The organism is Stenotrophomonas sp. TWI602 (assembly GCF_039674045.1).
Classification (GTDB): Bacteria; Pseudomonadota; Gammaproteobacteria; order Xanthomonadales; family Xanthomonadaceae; genus Stenotrophomonas.
The window spans coordinates 19194-44060 of the sequence record NZ_JBDJMT010000009.1; the positions used below are offsets into that span (position 1 = coordinate 19194).

At 68.5% G+C, this 24867-nt stretch carries 21 protein-coding genes; 9 read left to right on the top strand and 12 right to left on the bottom strand.

The window, feature by feature from the left end:
* Positions 1 to 2: 2 nt before the first annotated feature.
* Entirely contained in the window at positions 3 to 962 is a 960-nt protein-coding gene (locus ABE483_RS10610; RefSeq protein ID WP_346465710.1) for a pyridoxal-phosphate dependent enzyme, read from the top strand.
* Positions 947 to 1558 carry a YdcF family protein gene (locus ABE483_RS10615; protein WP_313209362.1) on the top strand — a complete coding sequence of 204 codons (612 nt, stop codon included), beginning with the start codon at positions 947 to 949 and terminating at the stop codon, positions 1556 to 1558. The genes ABE483_RS10610 and ABE483_RS10615 overlap by 16 nt, the downstream gene beginning before the upstream one ends.
* 84 nt (positions 1559 to 1642) lie before the next feature.
* On the opposite strand, the gene bioC is transcribed toward ABE483_RS10615, so the two are convergent.
* From bioC to bioB, 5 genes are all read right to left on the bottom strand, one after another.
* The gene (gene bioC, locus ABE483_RS10620; protein WP_313209360.1) at positions 1643 to 2527 is read right to left on the bottom strand and encodes a malonyl-ACP O-methyltransferase BioC; all 885 of its coding nucleotides are present in this window, start codon (positions 2525 to 2527) and stop codon (positions 1643 to 1645) included.
* A gap of 37 nt (positions 2528 to 2564) precedes the next feature.
* On the bottom strand, positions 2565 to 3347 hold the full coding sequence (locus tag ABE483_RS10625) for an SDR family oxidoreductase (RefSeq protein WP_313209358.1): 783 nt from the start codon (positions 3345 to 3347) through the stop codon (positions 2565 to 2567).
* Positions 3348 to 3407: 60 nt separating this feature from the next.
* Positions 3408 to 4169, bottom strand: a complete 762-nt coding sequence (gene bioH / locus ABE483_RS10630; RefSeq protein ID WP_346481647.1) for a pimeloyl-ACP methyl ester esterase BioH — start codon at positions 4167 to 4169, stop codon at positions 3408 to 3410.
* 16 nt (positions 4170 to 4185) lie between these two features.
* Positions 4186 to 5397: an 8-amino-7-oxononanoate synthase gene (gene bioF / locus ABE483_RS10635; RefSeq protein WP_313219369.1), complete on the bottom strand. Its 1212-nt coding sequence runs from the start codon at positions 5395 to 5397 to the stop codon at positions 4186 to 4188.
* A 62-nt stretch (positions 5398 to 5459) separates the two neighbouring features.
* Complete coding sequence (bioB, locus tag ABE483_RS10640; protein ID WP_346481648.1) at positions 5460 to 6494, bottom strand: biotin synthase BioB; 1035 nt, start codon at positions 6492 to 6494, stop codon at positions 5460 to 5462.
* A 70-nt stretch (positions 6495 to 6564) separates the two neighbouring features.
* On the opposite strand from bioB, the gene ABE483_RS10645 reads away from it, so the two are divergent.
* The 3 genes from ABE483_RS10645 (at position 6565) to ABE483_RS10655 (ending at position 8458) form a co-directional block, all read left to right on the top strand.
* Positions 6565 to 7278, top strand: a complete 714-nt coding sequence (locus tag ABE483_RS10645) for a ComF family protein (RefSeq protein ID WP_313219373.1) — start codon at positions 6565 to 6567, stop codon at positions 7276 to 7278.
* Between the two features lie 71 nt (positions 7279 to 7349).
* Positions 7350 to 7910 carry an HdeD family acid-resistance protein gene (locus ABE483_RS10650; protein WP_313209348.1) on the top strand — a complete coding sequence of 187 codons (561 nt, stop codon included), beginning with the start codon at positions 7350 to 7352 and terminating at the stop codon, positions 7908 to 7910.
* A 47-nt stretch (positions 7911 to 7957) separates the two neighbouring features.
* Positions 7958 to 8458, top strand: coding sequence for a hypothetical protein (locus tag ABE483_RS10655; RefSeq protein ID WP_346463366.1), 501 nt, complete (start codon positions 7958 to 7960; stop codon positions 8456 to 8458).
* Between the two features lie 23 nt (positions 8459 to 8481).
* On the opposite strand, the gene ABE483_RS10660 is transcribed toward ABE483_RS10655, so the two are convergent.
* Genes ABE483_RS10660 through ABE483_RS10685 form a run of 6 tightly spaced genes read right to left on the bottom strand, consistent with a single transcriptional unit; the run spans position 8482 to position 15706 of the window.
* A complete protein-coding gene (locus ABE483_RS10660) occupies positions 8482 to 10287 on the bottom strand; it encodes an MFS transporter (protein ID WP_346481649.1) in 1806 nt (601 codons plus the stop codon).
* A gap of 53 nt (positions 10288 to 10340) precedes the next feature.
* Positions 10341 to 11456 carry an N-acetylglucosamine-6-phosphate deacetylase gene (gene nagA, locus ABE483_RS10665; protein ID WP_313209342.1) on the bottom strand — a complete coding sequence of 372 codons (1116 nt, stop codon included), beginning with the start codon at positions 11454 to 11456 and terminating at the stop codon, positions 10341 to 10343.
* Entirely contained in the window at positions 11453 to 12229 is a 777-nt protein-coding gene (locus tag ABE483_RS10670; protein WP_123729905.1) for a DeoR family transcriptional regulator, read from the bottom strand. The genes nagA and ABE483_RS10670 overlap by 4 nt, the downstream gene beginning before the upstream one ends.
* A gap of 34 nt (positions 12230 to 12263) precedes the next feature.
* Positions 12264 to 13592 (bottom strand): D-tagatose-bisphosphate aldolase, class II, non-catalytic subunit, encoded by a 1329-nt coding sequence (locus tag ABE483_RS10675; protein WP_346481650.1) that lies wholly within the window; start codon positions 13590 to 13592, stop codon positions 12264 to 12266.
* A gap of 23 nt (positions 13593 to 13615) precedes the next feature.
* The gene (locus tag ABE483_RS10680) at positions 13616 to 14542 is read right to left on the bottom strand and encodes an ROK family protein (RefSeq protein ID WP_313209336.1); all 927 of its coding nucleotides are present in this window, start codon (positions 14540 to 14542) and stop codon (positions 13616 to 13618) included.
* 6 nt (positions 14543 to 14548) lie between these two features.
* On the bottom strand, positions 14549 to 15706 hold the full coding sequence (locus tag ABE483_RS10685) for an SIS domain-containing protein (protein WP_346481651.1): 1158 nt from the start codon (positions 15704 to 15706) through the stop codon (positions 14549 to 14551).
* Between the two features lie 333 nt (positions 15707 to 16039).
* On the opposite strand from ABE483_RS10685, the gene ABE483_RS10690 reads away from it, so the two are divergent.
* From ABE483_RS10690 to ABE483_RS10705, 4 genes are all read left to right on the top strand, one after another.
* On the top strand, positions 16040 to 19399 hold the full coding sequence (locus ABE483_RS10690) for a TIM-barrel domain-containing protein (RefSeq protein WP_313219381.1): 3360 nt from the start codon (positions 16040 to 16042) through the stop codon (positions 19397 to 19399).
* Positions 19400 to 19537: 138 nt separating this feature from the next.
* Positions 19538 to 22510, top strand: coding sequence for a TonB-dependent receptor (locus ABE483_RS10695; RefSeq protein ID WP_346481652.1), 2973 nt, complete (start codon positions 19538 to 19540; stop codon positions 22508 to 22510).
* Positions 22511 to 22563: 53 nt separating this feature from the next.
* Positions 22564 to 23919, top strand: coding sequence for a Gfo/Idh/MocA family oxidoreductase (locus tag ABE483_RS10700; protein WP_346481653.1), 1356 nt, complete (start codon positions 22564 to 22566; stop codon positions 23917 to 23919).
* 107 nt (positions 23920 to 24026) lie between these two features.
* Positions 24027 to 24482, top strand: a complete 456-nt coding sequence (locus tag ABE483_RS10705) for a hypothetical protein (RefSeq protein WP_346465729.1) — start codon at positions 24027 to 24029, stop codon at positions 24480 to 24482.
* A gap of 3 nt (positions 24483 to 24485) precedes the next feature.
* Here the strand turns inward: ABE483_RS10705 and ABE483_RS10710 are convergent, their stop codons facing one another.
* The gene (locus ABE483_RS10710; protein ID WP_346465730.1) at positions 24486 to 24833 is read right to left on the bottom strand and encodes a hypothetical protein; all 348 of its coding nucleotides are present in this window, start codon (positions 24831 to 24833) and stop codon (positions 24486 to 24488) included.
* Positions 24834 to 24867 lie beyond the last annotated feature (34 nt).

Below are 24867 nucleotides of genomic sequence, written 5' to 3' on the forward strand. Positions count from 1 at the left end.
TCATGAGCGATTCACCCTTGCCCTGTGTTGACGACGTGCTGGCGGCGGCGGCGCGCATTGCCGTGCACGCCTGCGTGACGCCGGTACTGCGCTCGCGCACGCTGGATGCGATGACCGGCGCCACCGTGTTCTTCAAGGCCGAGCATCTGCAGCGCAGCGGGGCGTTCAAGTTCCGCGGTGCCTGCAATGCCGTCTGGGCGCTGGAGGAGGCGCAGGCGCGGCGCGGGGTGGTCACCCACTCCTCCGGCAATCATGGCGCGGCCTTGGCGCTGGCCGCCCGCACCCGCGGCATCGCCTGCCACGTGGTCGTGCCCGACGGCGCGGTGGCCGCCAAGCTGGCCAACATCGGCCGTCACGGGGCCACGCTGTGGCGCTGCGATGCCTCGATCGCCGCGCGCGAAGCGATGTGCGCCCAGGTCCAGGCCGAAACCGGGGCGACCCTGGTGCATCCGTATACCGACCCCCAGGTCATTGCCGGCCAGGGCACGGCTGCGCTGGAGCTGCTGCACGCCAGCGAGGGCCTGGACATGATGGTGGTGCCGGTGGGCGGCGGTGGCCTGGCCTCGGGCACGCGGCTGGCCCTGCAGGCGGTCGCCCCGGCGACCGGGCTGGTGCTGGCCGAACCGCTGGGCGCGGCCGATACCGCACGCTCGCTGGCGGCTGGCGAGCGCCGCATCGACTTCACCCCCGACACCGTCTGCGATGGCCTGCGCGGGACGCTCGGCGCGCCCAACTTCGCCCTGCTGCAGGGCGCGGCGCAGGTCATCACCGTCGCCGATGCGGCCACCGTGGCCGCAATGCGGCAGATCTGGCAGGTGCTCAAGCAGGTGGTGGAGCCATCCTCGGCCATCGCCCTGGCGGCGATCCTCGCCGAACCGGCGCGCTTTGCCGGCAAACGGGTCGGCGTGGTGCTGTCCGGTGGCAATGTCGATCTGGATGCCCTGCCGTGGGGCGCGGCATGAGCCGGCGCACGCGGGTGGGGTTGTTCGGGTGGCTGTGGCGGCTGTGCATCGTGCTGGCGGTGTGGCTGCTTGGGGTCACCGCGTGGATCGTCTGGATCGGCGAGCGCGATCAGGCGCAGAAGGCCGATGCGATCATCGTGCTCGGCGCCGCGGCCTATGACGCCAAGCCGTCGCCGGTGTTCGAAGAGCGCATCCGGCACGGGCTGGACCTGTACCAGCAGGGCTATGCGCCGCTGCTGATCTTCACCGGCGGCTACGGCGGCACCGGCGCACGCTTTTCCGAATCACAGGTGGCGCGCCGCTACGCGCTCAAGCAGGGCGTCCCCGACGATGCGATCCTGATCGAGACCGCTTCACGCACCACGCGACAGAACCTGATCGAGGCGCGGCGCTTGATGGATCAGCGCAAGCTGCACCGCGTGATCATCGTCAGCGACCCGCTGCACATGGCCCGCGCGCTGCGCCTGTGCCGCGAGCTGGGCATCGATGCGCTGGCCTCGTCCACGCCGAGCACGCGCTTCCGCAGCTTCCACACCAGCTGGCGGTTCCTGGCGCAGGAAATCTACTTCTTCCATCGCGATCTGTTCCCGTCGTAGCGCCGACCGTTGGTCGGCTGGACGCATGGTGGCTCGGCGGTCCAACCGACCAACGGTCGGCTCTACGCGATCAGCGTGGTCGGCTCAGGGCGTTTTGCGGCGGATCGGAATCGCCGAGATCGGCACCGTGGCGACATCGTGCCCCCGCTCGCGGATCGGCGCGCCGCCTTCCGGCGCCCACGCGTGTGCGTAGATCACTTCCCAGCTGCTGGGCAGCTTGCCGTCTTCGCGCCGCAGCGGCTCGTAGGCTGCGCGCGCGGCATCGAAGCGCCCGCGCCCGGTCAGCGTGTGGCGGCGGTCCTGGCGCGCGTTGGTGGCGCCGATCGCCTGCAGTTCGCGCATCAGCGCGGTCAGGTCGTCGTAGGTCAGGGTGAACAGGTCGCGGTCCAGGACCGGATCGCGGAAGCCGGACATCATCAGCGCATCGCCGAACTGTGCGATCGGTGCGAAGCGACTGACGTGCGGTACGTCGTCGGCGGCGGCGAACGCATCGCGCAGTTCGATCAGGGTCTCCGGCCCGAACGTGGAGACCAGCAGCAGGCCCCCGGGCTTGAGCGCGCGGCGGAACCCGGCGAACACCGCCGGCAGATCCTCCACCCACTGCAGGCACAGGTTGCTGAAGATCACATCCACGCTCTGGTCCAGCACCGGCAACGCCTGCGCATCGCCGCACACCCGCGAGAACGGCTTCCACCAGCCGGCCTGCTTCTTCGCCTCGCGCAGCATCGGCTGGGCCAGGTCCAGCGCGATCACCTGTGCCTTCGGCCAGCGCTTCTTCATGAGCGCGCTGGCATGGCCGGTGCCGCTGCCGACATCGAGCACCACCTGCGGCTGGCGGCTTTCCAGGTAATCCAGCGATTCGAGCAGGCGCTTTTCCACCTCGCGCTGCAGCGCCGCGGCGGCGTCGTAACTGCTGGCGGCGCGCGAGAAGGCGCGGCGGACATGATGGGGATCGAAGCTGGACGTCATGGGGTACTCACGGCTCAAAACGGTGGTGCGGGTGGACTCAGAAGGTGCCGGGGTAGGCGCCGCCATCGATCAGCAGGTTCTGCCCGGTGATATAGCCGGCCTGTGCGCTGCACAGGAAGGCGCAGGCGGCACCGAACTCATCGGCGGTGCCGAAGCGGCCGGCGGGAATATGCGTGCGTTTGCGCTCGGCCAGCTGGCCGGCATCGATGCCCTGCTGCTGCGCCAGGTACGCGAAGTTGCCGCGCAGGCGATCGGTATCGAACTGGCCCGGCAGCAGATTGTTGAGGGTGACGTTGTGGGCAACGGTCTTGCGTGCCAGCCCGGCCACGAACCCGGTCAGCCCGGAGCGCGCCCCGTTGGAGAGCCCGAGGATGTCGATCGGGGCCTTCACCGAAGAAGAGGTGATGTTGACCACGCGGCCGAAACCACGCTCGATCATGCCATCTACCGTGGTGCGGATCAGCTCGATCGGGGCCAGCATGTTGGCATCCAGCGCGGCGATCCAGTCCTCGCGGGTGAACTGGCGGAAATCGCCCGCCGGCGGGCCCCCCGCGTTGTTGACCAGGATGTCGACCTGCGGGCACGCGGCCAGCGCGGCGGTACGGCCTTCCGGCGTGGTGATGTCGGCAACCACGCCGATCACCCTGCGTGCGCCCGGCAGGGCCTGCAGTTCGAGCACGGCGCGTTCCAGGGCCGCTTCACCGCGCGCGGCGATGACCACGTTGACGCCCTCGCGGGCGAGTGCGCGTGCACAGCCCAGCCCGAGGCCTTTGCTGGCGGCGCAGACCAGGGCCCAGCGGCCGGCGATTCCAAGATCCATGGGGTCAGTCCTGTGGGGAAAGGCAGGCGTACATGATCGGCGATGCGCGGCCGGAACAGGTCAAGGCAGCGCGGCAACAAAGTGTTGCAGCTGCGCGGCCACTTCGTCGGTATGGCCGAGGAAGGGCGCATGCCCGCCCTGGGCGATCACATGCGCCTGCGCGCCCGGCGCCAGCGCGGCGGCAGCCTGCATGGCCCGCGCCGAGACCAGCCGATCGCGCTGGCCGGCCAGCCACAGGCTGGGCTTGCCCAGCTGGGCCAGGGCGCCCCGCAGATCGGTGTTCTCCAGCAGGCGCAGGCCCTCCTGCAACGCACGTGGGGCCGGCGCACCGCGCGCGACCAGCATCTCGCGCAGCGTGCGCAGTTCCTGGCGGGCGTGTTCGGAGCCCATCGCATCCAGCGCGAGGAAGCGCTCCAGCGTGCCGCGATAGTCCTGCGCGAGGTCCTGACCGAACTGTTCGAACACCGCCGGCTCCACCGCATGCGGCCAATCGTCGCCGCGCACGAAACGCGGCGTGGCGGCGATCATCGCCAGGGCACGCACCTGGGGCAGGGTCGCGGCCGCATGCAGCGCGAACAGCCCGCCGAGCGACCAGCCGCACCAGACCGCCGGCGGCGTGGCGGCGGCAATGGCGTTGACCACGTACGGCAGGCGCAGCGGCGTGGTGTCATCGCGGCTGGCGCCGTGGCCGGGCAGATCCACCAGGTGCAGCTGCATGTGCGCCGACAGGCGGTCCACCAACGGCGCGAACACGCCGCCGTGCAGGGCCCAGCCGTGGATCAGGACCAGCGCGGGGCCTTGGCCGATGACATCGATCTGCATGCTCAACCCAGCGCTGTCACGCGGTCAGGGCAGTCAGCGATGGCGGCTGCACCACGGTGTCGCGGGCGTGCGCGATCGCATCGACCAGTGCGCGTACCTCGGCGGGTGCGTGCAGGGCGGACAGGGTCACCCGCAGGCGCGCCTTGCCCTCCGGTACGGTGGGCGGACGGATCGCGCTGACCAGGAAACCGGCGGCTTCCAGCGCGGCCGACATGCCCATCACCGTCGATTCGGCGCCGCACAGCAGGGGCTGGATCGGGGTATCCGATGGCATCAGTTCCAGGCCGTGCTGGCGGGCGCCGGTGCGGAAGATGCCAATCAGTTCGGTGAGCTTTTCGCGGCGCCAGTCGTCGCGGCGGGCCAGCTTCACCGCGGCCAGGGCGGCGGCGGCCTGCGCCGGCGGCACGGCGGTGGTGTAGATGTAGGGGCGCGCGGTTTCGGCCAGGTGCTGGATCATCGCCTCGTCGCCGAGCACGACCGCACCGCTGCCGCCAAGCGCCTTGCCGAGCGTGGCCAGCTGCAGCGGCACATCGTTCACACCCAGGCCCGCATCGGCCACGCAGCCGCGGCCGTGTTCGCCGACCACGCCGATGCCGTGCGCGTCATCGACGTACAGCAGCGCTTCCTGCATGCGCGCCACCAGCGACAGGGATCGCAGCGGGGCGATGTCGCCGTCCATGCTGAAGACGCCGTCGGTGGCCAGCATCGCCGCGCCGTTGGGCGCGTGCTTGAGTTGGCGCAGCGCGCCTTCGGTATCCAGATGCGGGTAGCGGCGCAGGCGGCAACCGGCCAGGCGCGATGCATCGAGCAGGCTGGCGTGGTTGAGCCGGTCCTGCACGCAGACATCGTCTTCTTCGCTGAGCAGCGCCTGCTGCACCGCGAGGTTGGCGGCGAAGCCACTGCCGAACAGCAGCGCACGGGGATAGCCGAGCCAATCGGCCATTTCCCGTTCAAGCGCGTCATGCAGCGCGTGGTGGCCGCAGATCAGGTGCGATCCGGTGGCGCCGGTGCCTTCGCGCGCGGCAGCATCCTGCAATGCGCTGACCACGCCGAACTGCTGCGACAGGCCCAGATAGTCATTGCTGCAGAAACCGGTGAGCCACTGGCCATCGACGTCCAGCCGCACGCCATCGCGCCGGTTCACCACGCGGCGCACGCGAAGGCGCCCCTGCGCGTCGCGGAGCTTGCGCTGGGCCTGGATGCGGTCGTGCAGGTCAGGGCGGGCCATGGTCGTCAGGGGGTCCGGGTGGGCCGTTAGCGTACCCGGTTGCCGGGCCCGCTGCTCGGGGCTCAGGCCGCCCGCCCGCCGCGGCCGCCGGCGGTGATGTCGGCGTGGACCGTGCCTGGGTGGTCGTGCCCGTCGGCATCCACCGTGACCGGCATCGGGCGCAGGCCCAGCCGCGCGAACAGGGCCAGGTCGCGTTCGGTGTCCGGGTTGCCGGTGGTCAGCAGCTTTTCGCCGTAGAAGATGGAGTTGGCCCCGGCCAGGAAGCACAGCGCCTGCAGCTCGTCGCTCATCGCCTCGCGCCCGGCCGACAACCGCACCATCGCGCGGGGCATGGCGATGCGGGCCACCGCGACCATCCGCACGAACTCGAACGGGTCCAGTTCGGCGGTGCCGTGCAGGGGCGTGCCGGCCACCTGCACCAGCCGGTTGATCGGCACCGAATCCGGGTGCGCGGGCAGGGTGGCCAGCGCCAGCAGCAGGCCGGCACGGTGCTCGCGGGTCTCGCCCATGCCGACGATGCCACCGCAGCAGGTCTTCAGCCCGGCATCGCGCACGTGCGCCAACGTGTCCAGGCGGTCCTGGTACTGGCGCGTGTGGATGATCGAATCGTAGTAATCCGGCGCGGTATCCAGGTTGTGGTTGTAGTAGTCCAGCCCGGCGTCGCGCAGGGCGGTGGCCTGTTCGCCGCTGAGCATCCCCAGCGTGGCGCAGGTCTCCAGGCCTAGTGCCTTCACCTCGCGGATCATCGCTGCCACCTTGGGGATATCGCGGTCTTTGGGCGAACGCCAGGCCGCGCCCATGCAGAACCGCGAGGCGCCCGCCGCCTTGGCCTGGCGGGCCTTGGCGACCACGTCGTCGGTGGCCATCAGCTTCTGTGCATCCACCCCGGTGCTGTAGCGCTGCGCCTGCGGGCAGTACGCGCAGTCTTCCGGGCAGCCGCCGGTCTTGACCGACAGCAGGGTCGAGACCTGCACTTCCGCCGGATCGAACTGCTCGCGGTGCACGCTGGCCGCGCGGTGCAGCAGCACCGGGAAGGGCAGCGCGAACAGCGCCAGCAGTTCCTCGCGGTGCCAGTCGTGTCGGATGACAGAAGCCATGGGGGTGTCCTGACAGATAGTGGAACGAAAGGGCGGCAGTCTGGTGAGGCTGCCTGCATCTGTCAACCATATGGCCTTATCAAAAGTTTACGGAGCCCTGGGCTGGCTCGGCTGGCAGATCCTGCCGCTGCGCTGCCTGGTCTGCGAGTGCCCGGGCGAGGACGGGATGGATCTGTGCCGCGCCTGTCATCAGGCGCTACCGTGGAACGACCGTGCCTGCCGTCGCTGCGCACTGCCGTTGATGGCGAACGATCCCGGTGATGCAGCGGGGGATCACTGCGAGCGTTGCGTGGACGAGTATCCCCGCCAGGCGGCGGCCAGTGCCGCGTTCCTGTACGCGCCGCCGATCGACCGGTTGCTGATCCGGTTCAAATTCCACCAGGACCTGGCCGCGGGACGGTTGCTCTCGCAGCTCATGCTGCAGCGCGTGCCGCCGTTTCTGGCCGGGCCGCTGCAGCCGATGCCACTGCACCGCCGCCGGTTGCGCCAGCGCGGTTACAACCAGGCGCTGGAACTGAGCAAGCCGCTGGCGCGCGGGCTGTGCTGCCCGCTCTGGAACGGGCTGCAGCGTACCCGCGAGACCGTGGCGCAATCGAACCTGGATGCGGATGCCCGGCGCTGCAATCTGCGCGATGCGTTCGCAGTACGCGGCCATCCACCCGCCGGGCTGACGATCCTCGACGATGTGATGACCACCGGGGCAACCACCGATGCCGCGTTGCGCGCGCTGCAGTACGCCGGTGCCGGCCCGATGCAGGTCTGGGTCTGTGCGCGGGTGCCGTAAGCGCCGTTGCCGCGCCTTGCACGCTGCCAGGACGTACCATCGGGCGGTCATCACCCTCGCAAGGACGTCCCATGAACCTGCCGCCGGATCCGCGCACCTCACCGCTTCTCACTGCCATCGGCCGCAGCTGGTGGGTGCTGATGCTGTACGGCGCGGTCGCCGTGGTCTTCGGCCTGATCGCGATTGCACGGCCGCTCTCGGCCGCGACCGCACTGGCCTGGGCGATCGGCGTGATGGCCCTGGTGGAAGGCCTGATCAGCCTGTTCGCGCTGTTTGGCCGCAGTGGCGTGCCGCGCGGGTGGCTGCTGGTCTACGCGCTGGCCTCGGTGGCATTCGGTGTGCTGGCCGTGCTCAACCCGCTGGCCACGGCCAGTGTGCTGATCCTGTTGCTGGCCGCCTGGCTGATCGTCGCCGGCATCTACCGCATCGTGTTCGCGATCCGGGTGCGCAAGGAAATCCAGGGCGAGTGGCTGCTGATCCTCAGCGGCGTGCTGGCGATCGTGCTCGGCGCGATGATGGTGGCCAATCCGATGGCAGGCATTGCCGTCACCACGCTGTGGGTCGGCATCGGCAGCCTGCTCTACGGCGTGCTGCAGATCATGGTCGCCTGGCGCATCCGCCGCCTGCGCTGAGCACGCGCAGCGGCGATACTCGTGCCCGTCCTGATGGAGAGACACGCATGCGCAGCAGTCTGTTGATCGTAACGATGGCGCTGGGGGCCGGCCTCAGCGCCTGCACCCAGGCGCCGCCCGCACCCGCCGCGTCCGAGACGCCGGCGGGCGTCGCACCGCTGGCGAACGCACGCATCCAGATGCGTGAGGTGGCCGAGGATGCCCGCCACCCCGGCGTCACCACGCTCAAGGACCGCGACGGCAACGCGCTGTCCTTGATCGAGCCGGCCTTCATCACCACGGCCGACATCGCCACGGTGGCCGTGGGCAGCGACGGGTCTACCGGACACGGGACCCTGATCCTGCGTTTTACGGAGGCCGCGGCACCGCGCATCCTCGCCGCGACCGAAGCGCGCGTCGCCAAGCGTGTGGCATTTACCGTCGGCGATCAGGTCCTCAATGTCGCCGTCATCGCCGGCCCCTTCGCGCAGTCCATGCAGGTGACCGGGCTGGACAGCACCGCCGACGCCCACCGGCTGTATACCGAGGTCACCGGCAAGGCGCCTTGAGTGCCTCGCCGCTGTTGACGGCCTCAGCGGAAATTCGCTTCGATCTGCTCCAGCGATTTGCCCTTGGTTTCCGGCAGCCAGAACGCGGCGATCAGGAAATACAGCAACGTGCAGCCGGCCCAGAAGAAGAACATGCTGGCGTAACCGTGATGGCCGACCGCGGGCAGGAAGATCGCGGCGATCACGGTGGAGACGAACTGGTTGATCAGCAGTGCGATGCTCATGCCGTTGGAGCGGATGCGGGTCGGCATCAGCTCGGACAGCGCCAGCCACACGCACACGCCCGGGCCCACCGCGAAGAACGCGACGAACAGCAGAATGCAGCCGGCGACCAGCCAGCCGTGGGTGGGCGAGGGCACCGGGCCGATCACCGCACGTTCGATCACCAGCGGCGCGTTGGCGGCCTGGGCGGGATCCGGGAAAGGATTGAGATGCAGCGTGCGGAAGAAGCGGCCGATCACGCTGTCGGCCGACACCGCGTCTTCGCGACGGATCTGCAGCGTGGCGTCGATCGGGTTGTCGCTGCGCAGTGAGCGCACGTTGCTGAAGCCACCGTAGGCATACGACACGGTCAGCTGCTGCGGCGCGCCGCCGGCGTTGCCCTCCAGCCGCTGCCATTGCGCGGCATCCAGCGGCAGCAACAGGGTGGTGCCGCTCACCTGCTGCTGCAGCGCGGCCTGCACATCCAGCCGCCCGCGCTCGCTCTGCACGAACAACAACGCAGCCGCCAGCAGCGACAGCGTGATGCCACCACTGCCCAGCATCAGCAGGAACTTGCGGCCCTTGCGGTCGACCAGCACCAGTGCGACCACGGTCATCACCGCGTTGAGCAGCTTGATCGCCACATCGGCGCCGTTGGCCACCGAGCCGGGCAGGCCGGCCTGGTTGAGGATGTTGACCGCGTAGGCCAGCACCGAGTTGATGCCGGTGGCCTGGGTGAAGGCCAGCACCAGGCAGGCCAGCACGAACGGCCACACGTAGCGGCGGCTGAGCAGCGGGTCGCGCTTGCCGTTGCGGCCGATCTGGAGCTCCTCCGGCGCCTGCATGCGCTGCAGGGTCGGCTCCACGTCGCTCGCGGCGACGGTACGCTGCAGGGCGTGGCGCGCTGTCTCGATGCGGCCACGGCGCACCAGCCAGCGCGGGGATTCACTGATCAGCAGCACGCCGCCGGTGAACACCAGGCCGGGCAGCAGGCAGCTCCAGAAAATGGTGCGCCAGGCATGGTCCTTGACGTCGAACAGCAGGCGCTGCTGCTCCGCACCGGGCAGATGGCGCACCGCGGCGGTCGCGGCATCCACGGCATGCGCGTGGTACAGCCCGATCACCGCAGCCAGCACCAGGCCGATGGTCAGCAGCAGCTGGAACATCGCCGCGCCGCGCCCGCGTCGTTCCGGGCTGAGCACTTCGGCCAGATACAGCGGCACCACCACGCCGATCAGCCCGCCACTGATGCCCTGCAGCAGGCGTCCCATCAACAGCGCGCCATAGCCATCGGACAGGGCCATCACCGGAATGCTGGCGGTGAACAGCACGCCGGCCAGCAGCATCGCGCCACGGCGGCCGATCAGGTCGGCGACCATCCCGGCAAACAGCGAAGACAGCACACTGCCCAGCAGCACCGCGGCCACCACGAAACCCAGCTGCTGGCTGGTCAGGTGCCAGCTCGCGGTGGCGGTGGCCTCCAGATAGGGCAGGGCGCCGGCGATGATGCCGATGTCGATGCCGTAGAGCAGCCCCCCCATGCCGCCGATGAACAACAGATAGCGTACCGGCCAGCGCGGCGCGGAGGCGCCGGCGTGCACGGGCATGGCTGCGGAAACGTCGTTCATCGTGCCGGTCCTGTCTGCAAGTGCGTGCGCCATGGCGGCGCGGGAGTCCACGCTCAGTCGAGCGCGATGTCGTCGCCTTCCACCACCACGCCGCGCACGCGCAGGTCGTGGTCGAGCACCACCAGGTCCGCCCAGGCGCCGGTCGCGATGCGGCCGCGGTCGTCGATGCCGAGGTAGTCGGCCGGGTAGCGCGACAGCCGGTGGGAGGCATCGGCGATGTCCAGGCCGAGCGAGACCAGGTTGCGCAGCGCCTGGTCCATGGTCAGCGCACTGCCGGCCAGCGAGCCGCTCGACAGCCGTACGCACCCCAGGCATTTGTGCACACGCTGTACGCCGAGCGCGTACTCGCCATCGGGCATGCCGGTCGCCGCGGTCGCATCGGTGACGCAGTACAGACGCGGGATCGCGCGCAGGGCGGTGCGGATCGCGCCGGGATGCACGTGCTGCAGATCGGGAATGAGTTCGGCGTACTGCGCGTGCGCGAGCGCGGCGGTGGCGATGCCGGGTTGGTAGTGGTCCACGCCGGTCATGCCGTTGAACAGATGCGTGAAGCCGGCCGCACCGGCGTTCAATGCGGCGACGCCGTCTTCGTAGCTGCCGGCGCTGTGGCCGAGCTGCACGCGGATGCCGAGCGCACTGAGCGCGGGAATCAGCGCGAGGTGCTGGCCGATTTCCGGGGCGAGAGTGAGTACCTTGATCGGGGCGATCGCATGCAGGCGCTGCACGTCGGCCAGGGTGGCCTCCACCACCAGCGGTGGCTGCGCGCCCAGGCGCTGCGCACTGATGAAGGGGCCTTCCAGATGCACACCGAGTACGCGGGCCATGCCGGGTGCGCGCGTGGCGATCGCGGTGGACAGGCCTTCAAGCGCGCGCGTGATGTCATCTTCCTGCGCGGTCATGGTGGTGCCCAGCAGCGCGGTGGTGCCGTGCCGGGCGTGCGCGCGGGCCACCGTCTGCGCGGTCGTGCCGCCCTGCATGATGTCCACCCCGGCACCGCCATGCACATGCAGGTCGATGAAGCCGGGCAGGATCAGCGGCACCTCATTGTCGCCGCGCGGATCGGCGTGCACCGTATCGATGGCGGTGATGCGCTGGTCGAAATGGATATCGCCGCGGACCCAACCGGTGTCGGTGAGCAGGCGGCCGTGCAGGAAGCGGGACTCGGTCAAGGCGGGGACTCGGCGATGATCACTTCGACGCCCAGCCGCTGCAGCCCTTCCAGGTACTCGGGCTCGATGCTGCCGTCGGTGATGATGGTATGGACCTGGTCCAGCCGCGCGATGCGGTGCAGGCTGACCCGGCCAAACTTGGAGGCGTCGGTCAGCACCACGATGCGGCGCGCGCGCTCGACCATGCGGTGGTTGAGGCTGGCTTCGGCCTCATGGTGGGTGGTGAGGCCGAACTGCAGGTCCAGGCCATCCACGCCCAGGAACAGGGTGTCGAAGCTGTAGGTGTTGAGGCTCGCCTCGGCCTGGCTGCCATGCAGCGAGAGCGACTGCTTGCGCAGCAACCCGCCGGTGAGCAGCAGCTCCACGCCGGGCGCATTGGCCAGCTCCCAGGCGATGTTGAGCCCGTTGGTCATGACCGTGACGTCGCGATGCCCGCGCAGGTGCCGCGCCAGGGTCATCGTGGTCGAGCCGGAGTCGATGATGATGTTGTCGCCGGCCTTGACCAGCTTGGCCGCCTCGATACCGATCCGGTCCTTCATCGGCAGGTTCAAGGCATCCTTCTCGTGGATGTCCTGTTCCTGTGGCGGCGTGCGCACCAGCGTCGCGCCCCCATGGGTGCGCGTGGCCAGCCCCTGCGACTCGATGTGGGTCAGGTCGGCCCGGATGGTGACCGCCGAGACCGCAAAGCGCGCCACCAGCTCGCTGACCTGCACGTTGCCGTGCTCGACCAGGGTCTGGAGGATCTGTTGGCGGCGCTGCCGGGTGTTTCGCATGGGGGCGATTCCGTTCGAAAGGGAAAGCCGAAGCTTACCGTTCCGAAAGCTCCTTGGCCTGTCGGGTTTCGTTATCCGCCCCTGAGCAGTTGCGATTGCAGGCCCGGGCATACTCGGCCAGGCGCAGCGCCACCTTGTGCTGGATCAGCGCCAACGGCGCCGGCCGCAGCTCACCGGCCTCGATCGCCTTGAGCTGTTCGGGCATGAACTGGCTGAGCAGCATCTGCGGCGGCGCGTGCGCGGTGAGATTGGCAACCAGCGTGTCCAGCGCAGCCTGTACCGCTGGCTCGCCCCAGTAATAGCGGCTGCGATCGCTGAGCGAGTATGCGCGCAGCAGGCGCAGTTCGTGCTCGTCGCCCTGGTAGTAGCTGCGCCAGCTGCCCGGTGCGTCGACCATGCAGCGGTCCAGCACCTCGATCAGGTTCGAGCGCTGCGCGGCCGGCAGCAGTTCGGATTCGATCATCGCCAGCGCGAACACCGCCTCGCGGAAGGCATAGGTCGCCGCCGGGCCGACTTTCAGGATCGCGAAGTGATCGCGGACCAGCGCGTGCAGGCCGGCTTCGGTCTGGTAATCGGTGGAGTGCGCTTCGAACACGATGCCCGGCTGTTGCTCGACAAAGGCAGACAGCGCGGTGGCGGCGGCCGGATCGTAGTAGTGCACGCTGCTGTGGTCGAAATCCACGCCGGGCTGGACGACCATCGCGATCACGCGCTCCCAGGCCGGCAGCAGGTCCGGGGCGGAGAACGCCTCACGGTGGATCGCCAGGGTGGTCGCTGCGGCCGCCGGCGTGGTCACCTGCAGGCCGCCGGCCAGCGAGGCTTCACCGCCGGGAATCGGTACCTCGGTGCCGATCACGTAGACCGGTGGTGGCAGCCCGTGCTCGGCGGCCGTGCGCTCGGCGATGCGCGCCAGTTCGGCCGAGCGCGCGGCGACGATGGCGTCCGGCAACGGGGTCGGGTCGTCGGCGCAGGACATGCTGCAGTCCAGGTGGATCTTGTGGAAACCGGCGGCGACGTAGGCGGCGATCAGTTCGCGCGCGTTTGCCATTGCAGCTTGTGCCGGGCCCTTCTGCCAGGCGTTCGGACCGAGGTGGTCGCCACCGAGCACCAGCCGCTCGGCCGGGAAACCGGCATCGCGTGCCAGCTGCAGCACGTAGTCGCGGTACTGCGGCGGGGTCATGCCGGTGTAGCCGCCGAACTGATCGACCTGGTTGGAGGTCGCCTCGATCAGCAGCAGGGTGTCGTAACGCTGCGCGACCTGCATCGCCGCCAGCAGCACCTGCGCGTTGCTGCAGCAGACGCTGTACAGCCCGACGGGGTGGCCCTGGCGATGGGCGGCGATCAACGATTGGACGGCGGACATGGCAACTCCAGTAACAACAGTGTTCAGGGGGAGGGGGAGTGCTGGCGCGCGAGCAGTGCCGCGCCCCGCGCACCGCCGGCATCGCCGAAGGTGGGCGGCAGGATCGGGGGGACCCGCACACCGGCAAACAGGTAGGGCGCGATCGCGGCAGGCAGGTCGCGGTAGAGCTGTTCCAGCTTGGACAGGCCACCGCCGAGCACGATCACGTGCGGGTCCAGCGCGAGGATCAGGCTGGCGAAGCTGTAGCCGAGCAGGTCGCGGTGGATGGCCAGCGCCTGCTGCGCGACCGCATCGCCGGCCTGGGCCCGTGCGACCACCTCGGCGGCGTCCAGCGCGTGGCCACCACGGCGTTCATGGATCATCGCCAGGCCGCTGCCGGACACGTAACGCTCCAGGCAGCCGCGCAGGCCGCAGCCACAGTCCAGCACGGGCAGGTCGTGGCGCTGCTGCAGCGTGGCGGGCAGGCTCCAGTGGCCCCACTCGCCGGCGATGCCATTGTGACCGGCGATCAGCCGGCCGCCGACGCAGAAGCCACCGCCGGCCCCTGTGCCGAGGATCGCCCCGAACATGCTGGGGTAGCCGGCGGCGGCGCCGTCATGGGCCTCGGACAAGGCAAAACACTGCAGGTCATTGCCGAGCTCCAGCGGGCGCTGCAGGCGTGCCTGCAGGTCCGTACCGACGGTCTGACCGGTCAGGCTGGGCACGTTGGCACTGAGCTGGCGGCCGCTGACGCGATCGCGCACGCCGGGCAGGCCGATGCCGACCCCCAGGCCGCGCTGGCCGAGCGCGGCATCCGCCGCGGCGACCAGATCGACGATCGCCTGCAGGAACGCGGCGTAGTCGCGGGTCGGCGTCGCCACGCGTTGGCGGTGGTGCACCCTCAGCGTGGCGTCGCACGCGACCAGTTCGATCTTGGTGCCGCCGATGTCGATGCCATACCAGGTCTGCATGCGTGCTCAGCCGTGGGGGTGGATGGTCACGCCCTGCACCACACGGTTGACCGTGCCGTCGGGGAAGGGATTGTCCGGGGTCATGCCGAGCGCGGCCGAACGCTGCAGCGCATAGCACTGCGGCACCAGCAGCCACAGCGGGGCCAGCCACGGATCGGGCAGTGCAGGTGCGGCCAGGACGAAGTCGCCGTCGGCGCGGTCCGCGTCGTCCGGCCCGATCGACAGCACCCGCCCGGCGATGCCGTCGCGGCGCAGTTCGTGCAACAGGTCCTGCTCGTAGCGGCGGGCCAGCGGCTGCGCGCTGCGCAGCATCACCACCAGCGTTTCACCGTTGAGGGTGGACTTGGGCCCATGGCGGAACCCCAGCGGTGTATTGGCCAGTGCCAGCACGCGGCCGGCGGTGAGTTCGAGCACCTTCAGCGCGGCTTCGCGGGCGACGGCTTCCAGAGGACCGCTGCCGAGATAGATGACGCGCGAATACGGCGCTTGGGCCAAGGCCGCCACCGCGGCATCCCAGACATCCAGCGCACGCTCGCCATGGCTGGCCAACGTGCGAAGACGCTCCAGGCGCGCTGCCCACGGGGCGCTGTCGAACGCACTCAGCGCGGCCAGCAGCATGCAGCTCAGGCTGCTGGTCATGGCGAAGGCGCGATCACAGCTGGCCGGCGGCATCAGCAGCGACAGCGTATCGCTGCGGCCGTGGCCACGTTTGGCGAGTTCGCCTTCGGCATTGCAGGTGATATCGACGAAGCGCGCGTGCTCGACCTGGTCGCGGACCAGATCCACCGCGGCCACGCTCTCCGGGCTGGAGCCGCTGCGCCCGAACGACACCAGCAGGGTCGGGCGCTCGCGGCGCAGGTACAGCGCCGGATGGGTCAGCAGGCTGGTGGTATGCACAGCGCGCACCTCCGCCGGCCACTGCGCATTGATCTGGTCGGCCACCATCTCGGCAATGAAGCCCGAGCTGCCGGCGCCGGTGAAGATCAACAACTGGTCGGGATCGCGCAGGGCCTCCCCGAGGAAGCCATTGATGCGTACCTGCGCAGCGTCCAGCAGGCTCGCCAGCGCGGCCCACAAGCGGGGCTGCTGGGCGATTTCTTCGGCGGTATAGGCGCCACCGAGGCGCTGCCACGTGGGCAAATCAGGGAGCAGAGAAGCGTCCATTCGCAATTCCTGTTGGGCGACCGCACCTTCTGCGTTTTCTTTCGAAATGTCAAATATCGAAAGATAAAGAAAAGGTCTGTCGGTCACAGTTTTCGTCTTTCATTCGGGGTTGACCGGCGGGAGATGCGCGCGAATGCCGCGTTGCACCACAGTTTCAGCACTCCAAAAATGCGTATTCAGGTGGGGTTTGGAAAGCGCGGCGTTGCCGAATCTTTCGTTTATACCAAAATATCCTTTCTTTTTCTTTGCAATTTGTTGACATCTTTCGAGACCGTGCCCTAGAGTCGGCCGCACTGGTTTCAGTTTCCCGCTGACCGCGGGCTTGGGGGCAAGGTGGACTTCCGGTTTCGACGCACTGGTCTGACGATCGCACTGCTCACCGCAGTGGCTCTGGCTGCCACCGCCCACGCTGAGCCGGTGGGCAACCTCCGTGCGATCACCGCCGCCCCCGCCAAAGACGGCACCGCCGGCTGGACACTCAGCACGGATACCGGCGCCACGCTGCGCGTGGACCTGCTGCGCGATGACGTCCTGCGCGTGCGCGCCGGCCGCAACGGCACGCTGACCGGTGCCGGCGACAAGGCCGCCCCGATCGTGCTGCCGCAGCCGCCCGCGAAGGTCGCCGTCCAACTGGAAGAGGATGCCAACGAGGTGCGCATCCGCACCGATGCGCTGGTCCTGCACATCCAGCGCCAACCATTGCGCCTGTCGCTGGTCCGCCGCGAGGGCGACCGCGACGTCGCGCTGTGGCGCGAACTGCAGCCGCTGGACCTGGACAAGGACCAGAGCGTGCAGGTGCTCTCCAGCGAAAGCGATGAGCACTTCTACGGTGGTGGCCAGCAGAACGGGCGCTTCGAGTTCAAGGGCCGCGAACTGGAGGTGTCGTACTCCGGTGGCTGGGAAGAGGGGGATCGCCCCAACCCGGCGCCGATGCTGTTGAGCTCGCGGGGCTGGGGCATGCTGCGCAACACGTGGAGCGACGGCACCTACGATCTGCGCCAGGCCGACCAGGCCACGCTGCTGCACCGCGAGGACCGCTTCGATGCGTACTACTTCGTCGGGCCGAGCCTGCATACGCTGCTGGACCGTTACACCACGCTGACCGGCCGCGCCGGCCTGCTGCCGCGCTGGGCGTTCTCCTATGGCGACGCCGACTGCTACAACGATGGCAACAACATCAAGAAGCCGGGCAGCGTGCCCGACGGCTGGAGCGACGGCCCGACCGGCACCACGCCCGACGTGGTCGACAGCGTGGCCAGGCAGTACCGAGAGCACGACATGCCCGGGGGCTGGATCCTTCCCAACGATGGTTACGGCTGCGGCTACAAAAAGCTGCCCGAGACCGTGCAGGGGCTGGCGAAGTACGGCTTCAAGACCGGCCTGTGGACCGAGAACGGCGTCGACAAAATCGCCTGGGAAGTGGGCACCGCCGGCAGCCGCGTGCAGAAGCTCGACGTGGCCTGGACCGGCAAGGGCTACCAGTTCGCGATGGATGCCAACCAGTCCGCGTTCAACGGCATCATGGACAACTCAGATTCGCGCCCGTTCCTGTGGACGGTGATGGGCTGGGGCGGCATCCAGCGCTATGCGGTGGCCTGGACCGGCGACCAGAGCAGCAGCTGGGATTACATCCGCTGGCACATTCCGACCCTGATCGGCTCGGGCCTGTCCGGCATGGCCTACGCCAGTGGCGACGTGGACGCGATCTTTGGCGGCAGCGCCGAGACCTTCACCCGCGACCTGCAGTGGAAGAGCTTCACCCCTGTGCTGATGGGCATGTCCGGCTGGTCGGGCAATGCGCGCAAGCACCCGTGGTGGTTCGATGAGCCCTACCGCAGCGTCAACCGCGACTACCTCAAGCTGAAGATGCGCATGACCCCGTACATGTACGGGCTGGCACACGATGCAGCGACCAGCGGTGCACCGCTGCTGCGCGCGCTGATGTGGGACTACCCCCAGGACCCGCAGGCCTACACCGAAGCGCACAAGTACCAGTTCCTGCTCGGCCGCGAGCTGTTGATCGCACCGGTGTACCGCAGCCAGGCCGCGAGCCGTGGCTGGCGCCGCGACATCCACCTGCCGCAGGGCCGCTGGATCGACTACTGGGATGGCCGCCAGCTGCAGGCCGGCGCCGAGGGGCGCTCGCTGGATCGTCCGGTCGATCTGGCCACGATCCCGGTGTTCGTGCGCGCCGGCGCCATCATCCCGATGTACCCGGCGATGCTCTACGACGGTGAGAAGCCGCTGGATGAAGTGACCTTCGATCTGTACCCGCAAGGCACCTCGCAGTACACGCTGTACGAAGATGATGGCGCCACCCGCCGCTATGAGAAAGGCGAATCGAGCACGCAGGCGATCACGGTGCAGGCCCCGGCGCAGGGCACTGGCCCGGTGCAGGTGCGCATCGATCCGGTGCAGGGCCAGTACGCCGGCCAGCTGCCGCAGCGCCGCTATGCGCTGCGCGTGCTCAGCCGCCAGCGCCCGGCCACGGTGACGCTGGGCGGACGCGCGCTGCCGATGCTGGCCGACCAGGCAGCGTGGCAAGGTGCGGGCGAGGGCTGGTACTTCGATGCGGCAGAGCGCCGCGGCACCCTGCACGTGCGCACCGCGCCGACCGACATCCGCCAGGCACTCACGCTGCAGCTGGATCTGCCGATCGCCGCCGCACCGGCCGACGATGCCTTCCCGGCCGCACCGGAACTGGGCCGCGCGCTGCCCTCCGACAGCCTGCTGGTGGTCAACCGGCCGGCCGAGGAGCAGGGCTATGAGATGGAGAAAGCCTTCGACGATGATCCGGCCACGTGGTTCCGCACCGTGCGCAACCAGGCGGTCAAGACCGGTGCGCATGAGTGGGTGCTCGGCTTCGGCGAACGCAAGCTGATCGACGGCATCGAACTGGCGCCGCGCAACGACCCGCACTGGAAGAACGGCCAGATCCGCGATTACGAGATCTACATGGCCGACAGCAACGGCGAGTGGGGCGAACCGATCAAGCGCGGTCGCCTGACCCTGCAGCAGGGCATGCAGCAGATCGACTTCCCCGCCCACGCAGGCCGCCTGCTGCGCTTCCGCGTGCTGAGCACGCAGAACCCGGAAGGCGACGGTGCCAGCGCTGCCGACCCGATGGTGACCGCGGCGCAGGGCAGCGTGGCGCGTGCGGTGGATGCGCTGCAGCCGCGCGATGTCGGCCCGATCGTGCTGTCCACGTTCCACGTGCTGGAGCATCCGCAGCCGGAAGGCCCGGTGCAGCAGCTGTATCTCTCCGCGCTGCCCATGCCGACCCCGTTGAAGGCCAGCGTCGCTGCCGACCACGCGTTGGGTGGGCAGTCCGAGATGCGCATGAACGGTCTGCATTTCCGCCGCGGCCTGGGCGTCAATGCCAGCAGCCGGATTGATCTGGAACTCACGGGCAGCTGGCGCCTGCTGCGCGCCGACCTGGGCATCGATGATCAGTGCCGCACCGCGGGCGGCATGCAGTTCCAGGTGTGGGGTGACGGTCGGCTGCTGTACGACAGCGGCCTGGTCAACGCACCCGGCGTGGTCAAACCGGAGCTGGACGTGCGCGGCCTGCAGCGGCTGAGCCTGCGCACGCTCGGGGCGCAGGGCGATCGACCCGCGCAGGTCTGTGGCAACTGGGCCAATGCCGCCCTGATCGGACAGGAGGGCGATACCGCCAGCATCGTGTCGCCGTAACCGAAGAAACACGCTTTCAGAAAAACAGCTCTCTCCCGTTTCCCGTCTGCGGCCGTCTGGCCGCGGCACGGGGGACGTTTGCCCGAAAACACCCATCCACCGCCAGCCCCACGCTGCGGATCGAACAAGGAGCCAAAGATGTTGACCGAACGCCATCGCCATCGCCGCATCACCGCCACCCCCTTGTCCATCGCACTCGGCCTGGCCGTTGCGGTGGTCGGCAGTGCCAGCGCCCAGGACGCAACGCCGGATACGAAAGCCACCGAGCTGTCGCGCATCGAGGTGACCGGCTCCAACATCCGCCGCAGTGATGTGGAAACTGCCTCGCCGGTGCAGGTGATCAGCAAGCAGGACATCGAGAACATGGGCGCGCGCACCCTGCTGCAGGTGCTCGACAACCTGCCCGCCGCGCGGCCGGGCCAGCAGGACTCGCGCTCGCTGTTCACCGGTTCGGATGGTGCCTCGCAGGCCAACCTGCGTGGCCTCGGCGCACAGGGCACGCTGGTGCTGCTCAATGGCCGCCGCCTGTCCTACTACGGCGCGCCGGCCGGCTTCCAGACCCAGTTCGTCAACATCGATGCGATCCCTGCCGCAGCGATCGAACGCATGGAAGTGCTGACCGACGGCGCCTCGGCGGTGTACGGTACCGATGCGGTGGCCGGCGTGATCAACGTGATCACCAAACGCTCCTACCAGGGGGCAGAGATCAACCTCACCACGGACAAATCCTCGCGCATCAGCTCCTACGGCGAACACCAGGGCAGCATCACCGCCGGCTTCGGCGACCTGGATGAAGACCGCTACAACGTCTACGCCTCGGTGAACCTGTACCGGCGCGATGCGATTCCGCTGAGCGACTTCTACGACAAGCGGCCCGACCAGTACTACGTCAACAACCCGAACTACCTGCCCAACCTGCGCCTGGGGACCGGCAGCAAGCCGGGCGAGTTCAACCCGGGCAGCTACTTCGCCTTCGATCCGGTCACCGGCCGCCGCGTGCAGGAAGCCGCCCCGGGCTGCAACAACGTACTCACCAGCGAAGCGGCCGGCCCGCGCTGTATCTGGGAGACGTGGATGAACAACGAGATCGACGCCGGCGCCAAGTCCGAGCGCAACACCGCCTACGTCAACGCCCACTTCCTGATCGGCGACAGCACCGAAGCCTTCGCCGAAGCCACGTACACCGACATCGACCTGACCGCCAACGGCGGTACGCCGCGTGCCTACGGCACCACCACCGGCAACCCGACCAGCTGGTTCTCGCGCAATACCGGCACCACGGTCAACCAGTTCCTGTATCCGTACCTGGGCCCGAACAACGAATACAACAACGCCTCGCCCGAACTGAAGGCACTGATGGGCGGCGTGGTCGGCCTGCAGTACCTGTTGCAGGACGTGGGCGCCAACCACTTCGGCCAGCGCAACACCGATCAGAGCTATCGGGTGGTGGCCGGAATGCGCGGTGATGTCGGCGACTGGAACTGGGAAACCGCCTTCGCCACCGCCGGCAGCCACTCGGTCACCTACCAGACCACCAACGTCAACCTGGCCGGCTTCGAGAAGGCCTTCGGCCCGTATTCCGTCGATCCTGGTACCGGCCGCGTCATCATTTCCGATCACCCGGCGTACAAATTCGGTGAGATCAGCGAGGCCAACGCCGCGCTGATCCGCGAAGCGTTCCCCACCTTCGACATCCAGTCCTGGACGCGCCTGCATACGCTGGACGGAAAGATCGAAGGTCCGCTGTTCCAGATGCCGGCCGGTGAAGTGCGTGCGGCCTTCGGCTTCAACGCCAGCCGCGAAACCTTCTACACCCCGGGCAACCCGGATGCGGCCAACGGCCTGATCACCCAGCAGGGCGGCTCGTGGTTCGACGGCAAGCGCAACACCTATGCGCTGTTCGCCGAGACAGTGGCGCCGCTCACCGAGAAGCTGGAACTGGACGCCGCACTGCGCGTGGACAAGTACCCGGACTTCAGCGCCAACCTGGCCCCGAAGATCGGCCTGAAGTACCAGATGTTCGATCAGCTGATGCTGCGCGGCACCTACTCCACCGGCTTCCGCGCGCCCAGCCTGGCCGAGTCCGGCAACGGCGGCGTGTTCGCCCAGTTGGGGGGCTACCGCGATGAAGTGCGCTGCAACGAGACCAACGCGATCGCCAACCTGCTGTTGCGGTCGCAGCGCGGCGGTGACGTGGACCTGGGCAAGTCCCTGCTCAATACCGACTGCAGCCGCACCGTGGCGCGCATGACCCAGCCGAACCCGGACCTGAAGCCGGAGAAGGCCAAAATCACCACCCTCGGCTTTGTCTACGAGCCGACGCAGTGGCTCTCGGTGTCGGCCGATTACTGGTTCATCTACCGCAGCAATGAAATCGTTGCCCCGGATTTCACCCGCGACGAAGACATCATCTCTTCCACCCGTTCGCCGATCACCGAAAGTGACCGCGCCAACCTGGCGGCGCTGGCGGCGATGTGCGCCGACCCGGCCAGCGGCGTCGCCTGTCCCGGCACGCTGCCCGGCTACAGCGTGGGCAACGTGGCCAGCGTGGTGGGCCAGTACAAGAACCGTGGCAAGACCCTGATCGACGGCTTCGACATCGACGCCCGCAGCCGCTTCTCGCTGGGCGAGTGGGGCAACCTCAACATCGGCGTGGCCGCCACCATCGCCAACCGCAACCGTTCCTACCTGGATGATGAAAGCGGCTGGTACTACGGCGACCTGGTCGGCTATTACAACAACCCGCGCCTGCGCGCCACGTTGAACGCGGACTGGAGCTACAAGCAGGTCACCACCAGCGTCTTCGTCAATTACGTGGGCGGCACCAAGTGGGCGCTGCAGCAGATCGACGAGGAAGACAACAACCCGCAGACCTGCACCGCCGGCTACCTGCCGGTGGAGCAGAGCAAGTGCGATGGCGCCCCGTCGTGGTGGACCGCTAACCTGAGCGTGGCCTGGCGCCCGGATGCCCACTGGAACGTCGGTTTCACCATCAAGAACCTCTTCGACCGCCTGCCGTTCTATGACCCGAACAGCTTCCTCGGCGATTCCAGCGATTACGCCACCATCTTCGGTCGCGGCTACAGTCTGACCGTCGGCTACAAGTTCTGATGCTCCCCTCGCGCCGGTCCTGGCCGGCGCGATCTTCACACGAGGTACTGTCCATGAAACGCAGAGAATTCATCGCCGCCAGCGCGGCCGTCGCCGCCACCAGCCTGCTGCCGAACACGCCCGCCTGGGCGCGCGGTCGCAAGGTACGGCTGGGCCTGATCGGCACCGGCATGCGCGGCCAGGTATTGCTGAAGGAACTGGTCCGCCGCGATGACGTGGAGGTGGTCGCGCTGTGCGACATCGAGCCGATCATGCTCAAGCGCGGCATGGACATGGTCGCCAAGGCCGGCAAGCCGGCGCCCAAGGCGTATGGTCAGGACGGCGACGTCAACGCCTGGAAGCGGCTGATCGAGCAGCGCGGCCTGGATGGCGTGGTCATCGCCACGCCCTGGGAATACCACGCGCCGATGGCGATCGCGGCCATGCAGGCAAAGGTCGCGGTGGGCTGCGAAGTGGTCGCCGGCATCACCCTGCAGGACCACTGGGACGTGCTCAAGACCCAGCTGTCCACCGGCACGCCGTACATGCTGCTGGAGAACGTCTGCTATCGCCGCGACGTGATGGCCGCGCTGCAGATGGTGCGCCAGGGACTGTTCGGGGAACTGGTGCACCTGCAGGGCGGCTACCAGCACGACCTGCGCGGGGTGAAGTTCAATTCCGGCGACCCCAGCCAGCCGTATGACAGCGGCGTGGAGTTCGGTGCCAAGGGCTGGTCCGAAGCACGCTGGCGCACCGAGCATTCGGTGAAGCGCAACGGTGAGCTGTACCCCAGCCACGGCATCGGCCCGTGCGCGATGTACACCGGCATCAATCGCGGCAACCGTTTCACCCACATCAACGCATTTGCCAGCAAGGCACGTGGGCTGCACGAGTACACCGTGGCCAAGAGCGGTGGCACCACCCACCCGAGCACCAAGGTAGCCTTCAAGCTCGGCGACATCGTCACCACCACCCTGGCCTGCGAAAACGGCGAGACCATCCTGCTGCAGCACGACACCTCGCTGCCGCGCCCGTACTCGATGGGCTTCCGCGTGCAGGGCACCAAGGGCCTGTGGATGGATGTGAACCAGTCCATCCACATCGAAGGCCGCAGCCCGCCGCACAAGTGGGAACCGTTCCAGGCCTACCAGGACCAGTACGAGCATCCGCTGTGGAAGCAGCATGCCGATACCGCTGCCAGCGCCGGCCACGGTGGCATGGACTGGTTCGTCATCCATGCCTTTGTGGAGGCCCTCAAGGCCAAGGCACCGATGCCGATCGACATCTACGACGCGATCACCTGGAGCGCGATTACGCCGTTGTCCGAGCAGTCCATCGCCAACAGCTTCCAGACGCTGGAGTTCCCTGACTTCACCGCCGGGTTGTGGAAGCAGCGCAAGCCGATCTTCGCCTTCGACGGATCGTACTGAGCGGCATCGCCCGCCATCGTCCTGTCACGGACGGGTCGCACAGTAATCGCCCACCGGGCCGCCCTGCGCGGCCCGGTTCCATTTCGGGGACGGGCAGCATGACGGCAGTGGCGGAACATACGTATGGGTGGAAAGAGCGGCTGCACCGATGGTGGCAGCGGGCCCGCCGCTGGAGCGTGTTGGGTGGGCTGGTCGTTGCTGGCGCCGCGACGGCCGCCGATGCCGCGCCTGCGCACTGGATGGCCTATGCCGCGCAGTCGGGTGAGGCGCTCTCGCAGCGCCTGAGCAACACCGGCGATCCGCGCGTGGAGCGGTTGCAGGCCCGTCTTGCCGAGCGCAAGGATCCGGGTGCCGCGTTGACCGTGTCGTTGTGGATCGATGCCACCGGCAACATCATCGATAGCCGCTTCGCGTCACTGGGCGATGCCGCGGCAGATGCCGAGCTGCGTGCGCTGCTCAGTGCTGCGCCGTTGCCCGTCGCACCACCGCCGGACATGCGCCAGCCGTTGAATCTGGGGCTCTCACTCATCCCCACTGCGGCCGGCGACACGCCCATCCCCTGAGCGTCATCGTCCGGGCCTGACCGCTGGTGGCGGCGGGGGCGGACGCTGTGGTTGGGTGGATATGCCGAAGGTGTTGCCCATGCGTTGCTGAGTGGCCGCGCGATGGGCCAGCCCCAGCGCCGATGGCGGCTGGCGGACGATCAACAGCGAGCCGGGTGCCTGTACGGGTGCCGCCGAGGCCGGCGCAGGCGCGAGCAGCCGGCTGAAGCAATCGTAATCACGGATGCGCTCGCCGTTGACCTCCACCTCGATGCAGGCCGGCGCTGGGTCTGCCTGCGCGCGGGCGACCCAGGGCACGGCCAGCAGGGCGATGCACAGGCCCGCTGCGGTAAGTGATCGAAGGTCCGGCATGGCTGTCACCGCTCTGCAATGAAACCGACCTAAC

What these genes read in the sequence shown, in the direction of transcription:
- ABE483_RS10610 (WP_346465710.1), top strand. Translation starts at nt 3, where the DNA reads ATGAGCGATTCACCCTTGCCCTGTGTTGACGACGTGCTGGCGGCGGCG.
- bioC (WP_313209360.1), bottom strand. Translation starts at nt 2,527, where the DNA reads ATGACGTCCAGCTTCGATCCCCATCATGTCCGCCGCGCCTTCTCGCGC.
- ABE483_RS10625 (WP_313209358.1), bottom strand. Translation starts at nt 3,347, where the DNA reads ATGGATCTTGGAATCGCCGGCCGCTGGGCCCTGGTCTGCGCCGCCAGC.
- bioH (WP_346481647.1), bottom strand. Translation starts at nt 4,169, where the DNA reads ATGCAGATCGATGTCATCGGCCAAGGCCCCGCGCTGGTCCTGATCCAC.
- bioF (WP_313219369.1), bottom strand. Translation starts at nt 5,397, where the DNA reads ATGGCCCGCCCTGACCTGCACGACCGCATCCAGGCCCAGCGCAAGCTC.
- bioB (WP_346481648.1), bottom strand. Translation starts at nt 6,494, where the DNA reads ATGGCTTCTGTCATCCGACACGACTGGCACCGCGAGGAACTGCTGGCG.
- ABE483_RS10645 (WP_313219373.1), top strand. Translation starts at nt 6,565, where the DNA reads ATGGCCTTATCAAAAGTTTACGGAGCCCTGGGCTGGCTCGGCTGGCAG.
- ABE483_RS10650 (WP_313209348.1), top strand. Translation starts at nt 7,350, where the DNA reads ATGAACCTGCCGCCGGATCCGCGCACCTCACCGCTTCTCACTGCCATC.
- ABE483_RS10655 (WP_346463366.1), top strand. Translation starts at nt 7,958, where the DNA reads ATGCGCAGCAGTCTGTTGATCGTAACGATGGCGCTGGGGGCCGGCCTC.
- ABE483_RS10660 (WP_346481649.1), bottom strand. Translation starts at nt 10,287, where the DNA reads ATGAACGACGTTTCCGCAGCCATGCCCGTGCACGCCGGCGCCTCCGCG.
- ABE483_RS10670 (WP_123729905.1), bottom strand. Translation starts at nt 12,229, where the DNA reads ATGCGAAACACCCGGCAGCGCCGCCAACAGATCCTCCAGACCCTGGTC.
- ABE483_RS10675 (WP_346481650.1), bottom strand. Translation starts at nt 13,592, where the DNA reads ATGTCCGCCGTCCAATCGTTGATCGCCGCCCATCGCCAGGGCCACCCC.
- ABE483_RS10680 (WP_313209336.1), bottom strand. Translation starts at nt 14,542, where the DNA reads ATGCAGACCTGGTATGGCATCGACATCGGCGGCACCAAGATCGAACTG.
- ABE483_RS10685 (WP_346481651.1), bottom strand. Translation starts at nt 15,706, where the DNA reads ATGGACGCTTCTCTGCTCCCTGATTTGCCCACGTGGCAGCGCCTCGGT.
- ABE483_RS10695 (WP_346481652.1), top strand. Translation starts at nt 19,538, where the DNA reads ATGTTGACCGAACGCCATCGCCATCGCCGCATCACCGCCACCCCCTTG.
- ABE483_RS10700 (WP_346481653.1), top strand. Translation starts at nt 22,564, where the DNA reads ATGAAACGCAGAGAATTCATCGCCGCCAGCGCGGCCGTCGCCGCCACC.
- ABE483_RS10710 (WP_346465730.1), bottom strand. Translation starts at nt 24,833, where the DNA reads ATGCCGGACCTTCGATCACTTACCGCAGCGGGCCTGTGCATCGCCCTG.